A 10,469-nucleotide genomic window follows, 5' to 3' on the forward strand; every position below is an offset into this window, starting at 1 on the left:
TCGGGCGGCGCGCGGCGAGGCGCCGGGATGAGCCACCAGGTGGGCGAGGCGCGCCGTACGGAACCGGCCGTACGGCGGGTCTGCCTGCTCGCCCAGCTCTGGGAACCCGGCCTCGGTGACCTGCTGCACCGCAACATCCTGCTGCACCTGCTTCGCCGGGCGTATCCCGACGCGACGGTCACCTTCGTGCTGCCCAGTGCCGCCGCCGGCCGGTTCGCCGAGTTCCTCGCCCACCACACGTACGCCGACCACGTCATGATCTGTCCCGCGCACGACGACACGAGCGTGGCCTCGACCGAGGAGTTCCTGGGGCGGCTGCGGGCTGGCGCCTACGACCTGTGCGTGGTGGATCCCGACAGCCGGACCCTGGGCGGCAGCGCCGCCGAGCAGGCCGGCGTCGCCCGGCGGCTGGGGTTCGCGGTCGGCTACACCGGCAGCGCCGGCCTGACCGACGTCATCCGCCTGCCCCGTCCCGTGTTCGGCCAGCCGGACCTGTACGACTACGCGCGGGGGCTCGCGGCGACGCTGGGTGTCGCGCTGACCGGGCCGGCCGACGTGCTCCCGCCGCTGCCGTTCCGACCGGAGCCGGTGCCCCCCACACCCGGTCCGGTCGTCGGGTTGCACCCGGGCGGGGCCCGACACTGGAACCGCCGATGGCCGCAGAACCGCTACGTCGAGCTGGCCCGGCGGCTGGCCGGGACGGTCGGCACGATCCTGCTGGTGGGTGACGCCGACGAGGCGGACGAGTTGGACCTGCTCCGTACCCGCATCGGTCAGGTGGGACCGGCGACCCGGGTACGGGTGGTCGCCGGGGCGACGCTGAACACCCTGGCCACCATGTTGGACAGCGTGGACGTCCTCGTCGGTAGTGATTCGGCTCCGGCCCATCTCGCCGCCGCGCTGCGACGTCAGACGGTGGTCCTCTACGGGCCCACCCCGACCGAGTTCCTGTGGACCCGCATCTACCCCCGGCATCACGGCGTCAACCACCGCCACCCGTGCCAGACGATCAGGAACCTGCCGCGCGGCGCCGGCACCACGACGATGCCCTGCGCCCATGCCTGCCACTACCCGTACGCGGGGGTGGACGGCCCCTATCCCCGATGCCTGAGCGACATCTCCGTCGACGAGGTGTACCAATCGGTGCGGGCCCGCCTACCTGGGCAGGTGGCGGCGGGCGGCAGGATCAGGAGCCTGTCATGATCAACGTGTTCCAGCCGACCCTCGGCGACGAGGAGGTCGCCGCTGTCCGTGAGGTGTTCGCCAGCGGCTGGCTGGGCCGGGGACGGCGTACGGAGACCTTCGAGGCGGCGTTCGCCGACCATCTCGGCGTGCCCGCCGACGAGGTCCGATCGGTGAACTCGTGTACCGAGGCACTGTTCGTGGCCATGGAGGTGCTCGGGGTGGGCCCCGGTGACGAGGTCGTGCTGCCGAGCGTCAGTTTCGTCGGGGCGGCCAACGCCATCGCCGCCCGGGGTGCCACCCCGGTCTTCTGCGACGTCGACCCCACGACCCTCAATCCGACCGTCGGGCACGTCGACGCCGCCCTGACGGCGCGGACGGTGGGCGTGCTCGTGCTGCACTACGGCGGCTACCCCGGCGACATCGTCGCCATCTCCCGGCTGTGCCGCGAGCGTGGACTGTTTCTGGTCGAGGATGCCGCGTGCGCGGTCGCGTCATCCGTCGCCGGCCGGGCCTGCGGCACCTTCGGGGACATCGGCGTGTGGAGCTTCGACGCCATGAAGACACTGGTCACCGGCGACGGCGGAATGATGTGGCTGCGCGATCCGGCGCTGGCCCGGCAGGTCGGCACGACAACCTACCTCGGGATGCGGCAGACCGCGGGCTTCACCCAGGCCGGCGGCGACGCGACCCGCTGGTGGGAGTTCGAGGTGGATTCGTTCAGCCGCCGGTCCATCACCAACGACATCTGCGCCGCGATCGGACTTGTCCAACTACGCAGGCTGCCCGCCTTCATCAGCCGGCGACGTGCCGTCGCCGAGGAGTACGACGCACAGTTCGCCAATCTCGGGTTCCTGCGGCGTCCACCCGCGCTGCCCGCCGGGCACCGCACGTCGTACACCTTCTACTGGATCGGGCTGCCTGCGGGTGCCCGTGACGAGGTGGCGCGACGGCTGTACGACGCCGGCATCTACACCACGTTCCGCTACCTTCCGCTGCACACCGTGGCGGCGTACGGCTACCGAGGACCCCGGCTGGCCGGCGCGGAGCAGGCCGCCCGGGAGACCCTGTGCCTGCCGCTGCACCAGGGGCTGGACGATCACGCCGTGCGGAAGGTCATCGACAACGTCCGCGCTGCGATGCGCGCCATCAGCGCGCCGAGGCCGGCGTGAGGGAGGTCAACGAGATGGCGACGACGGCCGACCCGCAGATCACGATGGAACTGCGTCGCCGCTACGCGGCGCTGATCGACGCCATGCTCCGCGAGGATCGACCCGATCTGGTCCGGGCGACAGCAGAACTCGCGGTTGGGCAGGGCGTGTGGGCGGACCCGCTGCAGCGCCCGGTCGACTACCTGCCCGACGGCAGTGGCCGGCCGGTCTACGATCCGGACGACTTCTGGTTCGTCGCCCACCTCGAAGCCAGCTATCCAGCGATCTCGGCCGAGGTCGAGTCGGTGATGGCCGACGGACGCACCGGCTTCGCCCCGGTCGACGAGCCGTTGCTGGGTTCCGGACGCTGGGAGCAGGTGGTGCTGTACGAGGCCGGACGGCGTCAGGAACAGGCCTGCGCGCTGTTCCCGGCGACCGCCGCCGCGTTGGCGCAGATCCCGGAGGCGACCACGTTCGGCCCCGGCGTGGCGACCCTGTCCTGGCTGGAGCCCGGCAGCCACGTGTTGCCGCACTGCGGGCGGACCAACGCCCAACTGCGGGTGCACCTCGGCCTGCGCACCCCGCCCGGACCGGTGATCCGGGTCGGCAACGAGCGGCTGACCTGGCAGGAGGGCCGCTGCATCGTCTTCGACGACTCGTTCGAACACGAGGTCTGGCACACCGGCACCGAGCCGCGGCTGGTCCTGCTGCTCGACGTCATGTATCCGGGCCTGAGCCCGGCCGGGCGAGCCCGGACACTTGCCCGGCGAGCGACCACTGCCGAGCAGATCGCCGCGTTCCTGGCCGAACACGACCTCGATCGGGTCGAGACCGACGAACGCGGGGTGGTGATGCGGCCGGCACCCGGCACCGAGGCCCTCGTCCGCCGCTACCTCAGCGAGACCGGGGCCAGCGCGGTGGAGCGACGGGGCCGTACCCTCTCGTTCGCGTATCCGGGATCCGCCGCACCAGGGCAGGAACCGTGACCGCAGCACAGGTGTCACCGCCCGACGTGGCGGCCGTGGTCCGGGCGGCCTGGCAGGAGGTCTTCGACACCCCGCACCTCGCCGACGACGCGGACTTCTTCGCCCTCGGAGGCAGCTCACTGCACGCGGTACGGATCATCGCCCGGGTCGGTGAGGATCTCGACCTGGACGTGTCCGTACGGGCGATCCTGGAAACCCGCACCATTCGTGCGATGGTCAGCTGGGTGCGGGCGGCGCTCGCCGACGCCGGGGACGGTGACCGATGCGATTCCTGACCCGCGACGCCACGCAGCCGGAGCTGTTGCGGGCCTGCGTCGACAACCACGTCGAATGGCTGCGCCAGATCGCCGTCGCCGGCGGCGGGAAGATCGTCGCCGAGGCGGGGCTGATCCGGGCGGTAACCTCGCAACCGGCGAGAGAGGTCACCGTCGCCGTCACCGACCCCGGCGGCGCGGACCTGCGGGCACGGGTCCACGACATCGTCGAGGACTGCCGCACCAGCGATGTCGACCTGCTCAGCTTCTGGGCCATGTCTGAGCCGTACGACGCGCGACTCGGGTCGTGGCTGGCGGCGCGGGGGCTGCGGCAGGGCGGACGACCACGCTGGATGCTGCTCGACCTTGCCGGCGTCGAGCCGCCTCCGACACGTGCCGAGCTCGACGCCGCCGTCACGATGTCGGTGCCCGACCGGTTCGACGACTGGAGCGTTCCCGAGCTGCTCTGCTACCACCCGGACTCCTGGCGGATCCGTCAGGCGATGATCCAGACGCAGCCTCGTCGGGTCTGGCATGTGGTGATGTGGCAGGAGGGACGACCGATCGGCCAGGTGTCGATCTGTGCCAGCGGCAACGACGAGGGTGGAGGTGTGGTCGGTCTGCACGATCTGCTCATCGTGCCGGCCAGCCGGACACCCGGCCCCGGCCTGGACCGGATCGCATGGCTGCTCCGGTTCCTGCTTGATCTCGGCTGCCGCTACGTCGTGGCCAACGCGGCCGCCGAGTCCGCCGCGCTCTACCGGATGTTCGGCTTCCGGCCCCTGGGCTTCGGCCAGACCTGGTGGGCCGCTCGGCATCTGCTGGCCAGCCGGCCGTCCGCGCAGCAGATCGCGCTGGCCGAGGCGATCGGCGAGGGCAACCTTGATGACCTCGCGACGATGCGTCCCGGCACCGATCTGCTCAACAGGCCGCTTGCCAATGGAATGACCCCGCTGCGGCTGGCCGCCGACGCCGGTCAGGCGGGCGTGGCGCGCTGGCTGGTCACACACGGCGCGGAACCCGATCTGCTGTGGTTCTGGGTACTCGGCTGGCACGACGAGGCACGGCAACTGCTGCACCGGGATCCGCAGCTGGTGCACGCCCGGCGGCCGTCGAGCGGCAAGAAGCTGTTGCATGTCGCCGTGGAACGTGACGATCCCGCCCTGGCCGAGACGCTGCTGCACGCCGGTGCGGATCCTGCCGCCCGCGATGACAGGTTCCACGCCACACCGTTGGACTGGGCGGTCGAACTGCGCCGGCCGCGGATCGCGGCCCTGCTGCGCCGCTGGGAGGCCCGGTAGTGGCCGACCATTCAGCGGATCTCACCGCCCTGGTCCGGACCGCCGCGGACCGAACGATCGCGGTGGTCGGCGAGGCGGCCGACGGGGACGAGGCGATCGCGTTGACCCGCGCCCACCGCCCGGACGTGGTGCTGATGGACGTGCGGATGCCGGGCACCGACGGGCTGACCGCGACCCGGCGCATCCTGGCCGACGAACGGTTGCCGGGGGTGCGGGTGTTGATGCTGACCACCTTCGAGTTGGACGAGTATGTCTTCACGGCGTTACACGCGGGCGCGAGCGGATTCCTGTTGAAGGACACCGAGCCGGACGACCTGCGGCAGGCGGTACGCACCGTGGCCCGTGGGGACGCGATGCTCGCGCCCACCGTGACCCGGCGGCTGATCGCCGCGTTCGTGAACCGGCTCGGTGGCCCCGAGCTGGCACCCGAGCGGCTGGCCGGGCTCACCCCACGCGAACGCGAAGTGGTCACCCTCGTCGCCGCAGGGCTGTCCAATCAGGAAATCGGCGGACGGTTGAGGATGAGCCCGGCGACGGCGAAGACCCACGTGAACCGTGCGATGGCCAAGCTCGGTGCGCGTGACCGCGCGCAGCTGGTGGTCTTCGCCTACCAATGTGGCCTGGCCGGTCTCCCGCCGCTGATGTGAGCCCACGTACTCGCATCCCACCCGCTGTGCCGCCACCACATCTGGCGTACCGCGTCTGCGGTACGGCCGGACCTGCGTCGGGTGGATGGAGGAGCCCCCGCCCGACCCTAGCGTGGGTTGCATGACTACCTATCCCCAATCTCAACGTGAGCTGCCCGCACTGGTGCGACACATCGGTGGGATCGGACTGATGCTCGGGCCGGCTCTACAGGTCGTGGGCACCTTCTTCTGGCGGGACGGCACGCAGGGAATCGCGGCCGCTCCGTTCACGGTGATCTCCGTGGCGGCCTGGTTGGTCGGCCTGATCGCGGTGTTCCGGGCACTGGAGGGACGCGTGCCCCGGTACACCGCCATCGGCCTGCCCCTCGCCGTGTACGGGACGGTGGGCGGAGTGGCCTTCGGCGTGCAGGGCATGGACGAAGAGCTGTTCGGGGTGGCGCACGGGGAGGCTGTCCGGCTGCTCGAGGCGTACCCGGTCGCCGGGAATCTGGTGTTCTGGCTTGCCGGCCCGCTGTTTCCGTTCAGCCTGTTCGCACTCGGCGCCGTGCTGGCCCGGATCCGCGCGGTACCTGTTCCGGTCGGCCTGCTGATCTGCCTCGGCGCGGTGATGTTCCCGATCAGCCGCATCCCACGTGATCCGCTGGTCGCGCACGTCGCGGACGTGCTGCTGCTCCTGCCGTTCCTCTACCTGGGGGCGCGTCTCATGGCTGGCGGACTCGCTCCGGAGCGCTCCGATGGCCCGTCCGACCCGGCCGACCCCGGTGTCAAGCCCGGCCGAATCCGAGGGCGGTGGGCGGCTCGGGCCCTCCGAGCGACAGCCCCTCGATCCTGATCCGGTGACGTGTGTCCCGATGGCTGCTCGGCGCGACAGATGCGGCCGGGGGTCGGGCGATCGGCGCCCTGCCGGGTGCGCTCGCCGTCGCCGTGATGACGTTCGCGGTCACGGCCTGACCGGCCGGTACCGCACGGTCAGCTCGGCGGTGGGGTCGCCGGCACCGACCCGGTGGAGGTAGTGCGGCCGGCCACCGGGGAGGTCCAGCAGCCGGATGCCGTCGCCGAGCAGCACGGGCGCGATGTGCAGGTTGATCTCGTCGAGCAGGCCGCGTTCGAGAAGCTGCCCACCGATCGTCGGCGACAGCACCTCGACGTTCTTGCCGCCGGCCGCGGCCAGCGCGATCCGCACCGCCTCGGCCAGGTCGCAGTCCAGGAACGTGACGCCGTCGGCGGGCTTGGCGTCCTCCGGGTGGTGGGTGAGCACAAAGATGGGTCCGGTCCAGGCGCCGCCGTAGACGGTGCTCGGATCCGGGAAGTGGTCCCAGCCGCGCCGGCCGCCCAGGATCGCGCCGGTGGTCCGGACGTACTCCTCGATCAGGCCCGGCTGGGGCGAGATGCCGGTCATCATCCAGTCCATCTCGTGGTTCGGCCCGGCCACGAACCCGTCCAGGGACATGGTGAAGTGCCAGAGCACCTTGCCGTTCGCGGTCTGCGGTTCGATGTCGTTCACTGCGGTCTCCTCTGCCGGCTGATTGCCTCGTCCGATATTGAGACGGCATCCACCGCCGAACCTCATCGGTCCAGGGTGGGTGGGAGGTTGAACGACGGGAACAGCGCCGGCTCGTGGAACGCGACGATCTCGGTTATCCGGCCGTCGCGGACCCGCAGCACGCCGATGCCGAACGGCTCGTACGCCTGCCCGCCCGGCGGACACCGGTACGTCGCTGCGGCCAACTGGCCGTTGGCGCTCGTCGGCAGCATGCGTAGCGTTCCGATGTAGTCGGGTGAGCCGGCGTCCCAGCTCGTCGCCAGCGCTGCCAGCACGCCGTCGCGGTCGTCGAACCATTCCGGGTACGGCGGCATCGTCGCCCGCACGTCCCGCGCCAGCAGCTCGGCGACCTCGGTCAGGTCGCCGCGCTCGACCGCGGACATGTAGCGGCGCAGGATCCGGCGGTCCTCGTCGGTGGGCGGGGCTGACGGGGCCCAGTCCGACCGGCCGGGCGGCAGGTGGGTACGCAGGGTGGCTCTGGCCCGTTGCAGGGCGCTGTTGACCGAGGCGACACTGCCGTCGAGGGCCTCGGCCGTCTGGCGGGCCGGCCAGCCCAGCACGTCGCACAGGATGGTCGCGGCACGCTGCCTCGGCGGCAGGTGCTGGATGGCCGCCAGGAACGCCAGCTCCAGAGTTTCCTTCGCGACCACCGCGGCCTCCGGGTCGTCGGCGCTCGGCGCCACCGGCTCCCACAGGTGACCGGGGAACGGCTGCAACCACGGGCCGTCCGGCGAATCGGCCTGGTCGGGCAGGGTCCGGCGGTTCCGGCCGTCGAGAAAGTCCAGGCAGGCGTTGGTGGCGATCCGGTACAGCCAGGCGCGCAACGAGGAACGGCCCTCGAAGCCGTCCCGCCCGCGCCACGCCCGCAGGAACACCTCCTGGACCAGGTCCTCCGCCTCGTCGAACGAGCCGAGCATGCGGTAGCAGTGCACCCGCAACTCGCCCCGGTGCCGCTCGGCGCGTTCGGCGAAGTCGGTCACCGGGTGGCCGCCCGGGCGTACCGCACCTGGTGGGTCAGCGGTGCGGTGTAGGCCGAGGCCCGGGAACGGTGCGCGGCGCCGACGGCGGGCATGTCGAGATCGTTCGCGGTACGCAGACGGACGGTCATTCGCCCGACGGTATCCGGGCCGGCACCGCGACGCATCAGATGCCGCGCGACCATCCCGACCTGCCCGGCGCTGACCTCTCGCCAGGTCATTGCGTGCGACTGCTGGCCGTGTCCCAGTTTCTAGGGCCAGAGCACGCCGTCGAGGAACTCCTCAACGGCCGTGGCGACCTGGCCGAGCACCGAAGCGGAGGAGGCCAGCGGCCCGGGTACGTACATGCCGTGGTTGGCGCCCTCGACTTCGAGCACGTGTGCCGAGAGTTGGCGTGCGAGCGGACCGTCCCAGAACGGGTCGGCGGTGCCGCCGACGAGTAGGCACGGCGCGGTTGCCTGGCGGAGCGCTGCCACCACCGGATCGGCGGTGAGCAGCGGAGTGAGCCAGACTGCCGGCAGCGTTCGCTGCATCGCCATCAGGGCGGCGTGGCTGCCCAGGGACTTGCCGATCAGCAGGGGGCGAACGTCCGGGCCGGGCGTCGCCGAGTTCGTCGAGGACGGGTTCGACCTGGGAGGACACCCAGGCTTCGCGCTCGCCCGGGGTCAGGTCGACAGGGTCTTCGCGGCGGGTCCAGGAGATCGGCCGGATCTGGGCGCCGCGAGCCTCCGCCGCGTCCGCCGAGAACATCAGCAGCGGCGCGTACGGGCCGTTGCGTCCGCCGGGTATCACCACGGCGGTGCGTCCCGGTGCGACCTCGGTGCAGTTCGGCCCGTTCGTGGCTGCGGCGCCCGTTGCCCGCGGCCGTGCTGGGTCGATCATGCGGTCACGCTACCGCCACATGAACCCGACCTCGAACTCAGCCGTCAACGGACCGGCCCAGGCCCAACACCACCCGAGAGCGGGATCCCCGCGATCACGCCCGCGCCGATGGGGCGGCATGGCAGGGTGGCTGGGTGGCAGGTCAGCGAGGCGGGGTTGACGATGATGGCAGGTGGGCGCTCCGGCCTGCTCCGGACGCCCTCTAGCCCGCAGCAGGCGACGTTCCTGGAGCTGTTCTTCGACCTGGCCTTCGTCTTCGTCATCCAACGGATCGCCCTGCGGATCACCGAGCAACTGGCCCGTCCCGGCGTCGCCGACCAGTGGTTCGCTCTCCCCGCGGTGGGCAAGACGTTACTGCTGCTGTATCCGTTGACCTCGGCATGGACCGTGGCCGCGTGGACGACGGCCAGGCTCGACCCGCGCCGGCTGCCGGTGCAGGCCGTGACCATCGCGACCATGCTCGGAGTCCTGATCATGTCGGCCGCGCTGCCCACCGCGTTCCACGGCGGCGGTCTGGCCTTCGCCGTGCCGTACGTCGTCATGCAGGTCGGCCGGTACGTCGTCTTCGAGATCATGCTGCGCGGCCACGAACTGCAGGACAACGTGACGCGGCAACTCGTCTGGTTCAGCCTGACGGGCATCCTATGGATCGCCGGCGCGCTCACCCACGACCAGACCCGGGTGGTGCTGTGGGTTGCCGCCGCGGCCTTGGAATTCCTGGCGGCACGGCTCGGGTGGCCCGTGCCGAAGCTCGGCGCGCGACGAGCCACCGTGTGGGCCGCCGCCGGCGGGCACCTGGCGGACCGGTACCGGCAGTTCCTTCTGATCGCCCTCGGCGAGTCCGTCCTGGCCCTCGCCCTCGCCTACACCGGCGGCCTGTACGACGTCGAATCGACAGCCGCGTTCGTGATCGGTTTCGCCACCACCGTCCTGCTCTGGCGGGTCTACTTCTACCGGGCCGGGCAGATCCTCGCCGACGCGCTCGCCGCATCGAATAATCCGAGTCACCTCGGCCGAGTGGCGGCCTTCGCCCACTGGATCATGATTCTCGGCACCATCATCACTGCCGTCGGTTATGAACTGGTCATCCCGCACCCGCTCGGTTACACGATGCCGGCCTGGGTGGTGGTCATCCTCGGTGGCCCCGCCCTGTTCGTCGCCGGACGGGCCCACTTCGAGTACGTGGTGTTCGCCCGGGTCTCCCGGCCGCGGGTGGTCGGGGTCCTCATCCTCGTCCTCGCCGCCCCGCTGATGCTCCTCCTACCACCGGTGCTGGTGTCCCTCACCGCCGCGCTGGTCCTCACCGGGATCGCCGCCGCCGACGCCGTACAAGCCCGGGGGAAACCACTGGAGGCCCCATCGCCACCCAAGTAAGCGATTCGCGAACCAAACGGCCATTAACGCGCGCGCTTCGCGTCCAGCCGTTCGGGCACTGGCCAGCGCACGTCGTGGGCCAGTCGGAGCTTCTCGAAGATCCAGATGAGTCGGGCGGCGGGGTCGAGTTGGCCGCGTAGGACTCCGTGGCGGGCTCCTGTTGGGTCGGCGT

Annotated in this window: 12 protein-coding genes and 1 pseudogene; 8 read left to right on the plus strand and 5 right to left on the minus strand. The window is 71.2% G+C overall.

The window, feature by feature from the left end; all coding sequences use genetic code 11:
- Positions 1 to 27 precede the first annotated feature (27 nt).
- From C1I95_RS11720 to C1I95_RS11750, 7 genes are all read left to right on the plus strand, one after another.
- On the plus strand, positions 28 to 1,203 hold the full coding sequence (locus C1I95_RS11720; RefSeq protein ID WP_111213833.1) for a glycosyltransferase family 9 protein: 1,176 nt from the start codon (positions 28 to 30) through the stop codon (positions 1,201 to 1,203).
- On the plus strand, positions 1,200 to 2,354 hold the full coding sequence (locus C1I95_RS11725; RefSeq protein WP_111213834.1) for a DegT/DnrJ/EryC1/StrS family aminotransferase: 1,155 nt from the start codon (positions 1,200 to 1,202) through the stop codon (positions 2,352 to 2,354). The genes C1I95_RS11720 and C1I95_RS11725 overlap by 4 nt, the downstream gene beginning before the upstream one ends.
- Positions 2,351 to 3,319, plus strand: a complete 969-nt coding sequence (locus C1I95_RS11730; protein WP_199523711.1) for an aspartyl/asparaginyl beta-hydroxylase domain-containing protein — start codon at positions 2,351 to 2,353, stop codon at positions 3,317 to 3,319. The genes C1I95_RS11725 and C1I95_RS11730 overlap by 4 nt, the downstream gene beginning before the upstream one ends.
- Complete coding sequence (locus tag C1I95_RS11735; protein ID WP_158566375.1) at positions 3,316 to 3,594, plus strand: phosphopantetheine-binding protein; 279 nt, start codon at positions 3,316 to 3,318, stop codon at positions 3,592 to 3,594. The genes C1I95_RS11730 and C1I95_RS11735 overlap by 4 nt, the downstream gene beginning before the upstream one ends.
- On the plus strand, positions 3,582 to 4,874 hold the full coding sequence (locus C1I95_RS11740) for an ankyrin repeat domain-containing protein (RefSeq protein WP_111213835.1): 1,293 nt from the start codon (positions 3,582 to 3,584) through the stop codon (positions 4,872 to 4,874). Before C1I95_RS11735 ends, C1I95_RS11740 begins: the two co-directional genes overlap by 13 nt.
- Entirely contained in the window at positions 4,874 to 5,521 is a 648-nt protein-coding gene (locus C1I95_RS11745) for a response regulator (protein WP_233513581.1), read from the plus strand. The genes C1I95_RS11740 and C1I95_RS11745 overlap by 1 nt, the downstream gene beginning before the upstream one ends.
- Before the next feature lie 121 nt (positions 5,522 to 5,642).
- Entirely contained in the window at positions 5,643 to 6,353 is a 711-nt protein-coding gene (locus tag C1I95_RS11750; protein ID WP_199523712.1) for a hypothetical protein, read from the plus strand.
- A gap of 108 nt (positions 6,354 to 6,461) precedes the next feature.
- Here C1I95_RS11750 and C1I95_RS11755 read toward each other — a convergent pair whose 3' ends face one another.
- From C1I95_RS11755 to C1I95_RS11770, 4 genes are all read right to left on the minus strand, one after another.
- Positions 6,462 to 7,025 (minus strand): dihydrofolate reductase family protein, encoded by a 564-nt coding sequence (locus C1I95_RS11755; RefSeq protein ID WP_111213836.1) that lies wholly within the window; start codon positions 7,023 to 7,025, stop codon positions 6,462 to 6,464.
- Between the two features lie 62 nt (positions 7,026 to 7,087).
- Complete coding sequence (locus C1I95_RS11760; protein ID WP_111213837.1) at positions 7,088 to 8,044, minus strand: RNA polymerase subunit sigma-70; 957 nt, start codon at positions 8,042 to 8,044, stop codon at positions 7,088 to 7,090.
- Entirely contained in the window at positions 8,041 to 8,172 is a 132-nt protein-coding gene (locus C1I95_RS36900) for a hypothetical protein (protein WP_267900694.1), read from the minus strand. The genes C1I95_RS11760 and C1I95_RS36900 overlap by 4 nt, the downstream gene beginning before the upstream one ends.
- Before the next feature lie 120 nt (positions 8,173 to 8,292).
- Positions 8,293 to 8,580 (minus strand): alpha/beta hydrolase, encoded by a 288-nt coding sequence (locus C1I95_RS11770; RefSeq protein ID WP_233513583.1) that lies wholly within the window; start codon positions 8,578 to 8,580, stop codon positions 8,293 to 8,295.
- Between the two features lie 469 nt (positions 8,581 to 9,049).
- Between C1I95_RS11770 and C1I95_RS11775 the strand changes: the two genes are divergently transcribed.
- Positions 9,050 to 10,297 carry a low temperature requirement protein A gene (locus C1I95_RS11775; RefSeq protein WP_158566376.1) on the plus strand — a complete coding sequence of 416 codons (1,248 nt, stop codon included), beginning with the start codon at positions 9,050 to 9,052 and terminating at the stop codon, positions 10,295 to 10,297.
- A 23-nt stretch (positions 10,298 to 10,320) separates the two neighbouring features.
- On the opposite strand, the pseudogene C1I95_RS36335 reads toward C1I95_RS11775, so the two are convergent.
- Positions 10,321 to 10,469 (minus strand): annotated as a pseudogene (locus tag C1I95_RS36335) (acyl-CoA desaturase); the annotation flags it as partial.

It is taken from the genome of Micromonospora craterilacus, assembly GCF_003236315.1.
Lineage (GTDB): Bacteria > Actinomycetota > Actinomycetes > Mycobacteriales > Micromonosporaceae > Micromonospora > Micromonospora craterilacus.

Coding starts and splice junctions, on each gene's coding strand:
- C1I95_RS11720 (WP_111213833.1), top strand. CDS start 28: ATGAGCCACCAGGTGGGCGAGGCGCGCCGTACGGAACCGGCCGTACGG.
- C1I95_RS11725 (WP_111213834.1), top strand. CDS start 1,200: ATGATCAACGTGTTCCAGCCGACCCTCGGCGACGAGGAGGTCGCCGCT.
- C1I95_RS11740 (WP_111213835.1), top strand. CDS start 3,582: ATGCGATTCCTGACCCGCGACGCCACGCAGCCGGAGCTGTTGCGGGCC.
- C1I95_RS11750 (WP_199523712.1), top strand. CDS start 5,643: ATGACTACCTATCCCCAATCTCAACGTGAGCTGCCCGCACTGGTGCGA.
- C1I95_RS36900 (WP_267900694.1), bottom strand. CDS start 8,172: ATGACCGTCCGTCTGCGTACCGCGAACGATCTCGACATGCCCGCCGTC.
- C1I95_RS11770 (WP_233513583.1), bottom strand. CDS start 8,580: ATGGCGATGCAGCGAACGCTGCCGGCAGTCTGGCTCACTCCGCTGCTC.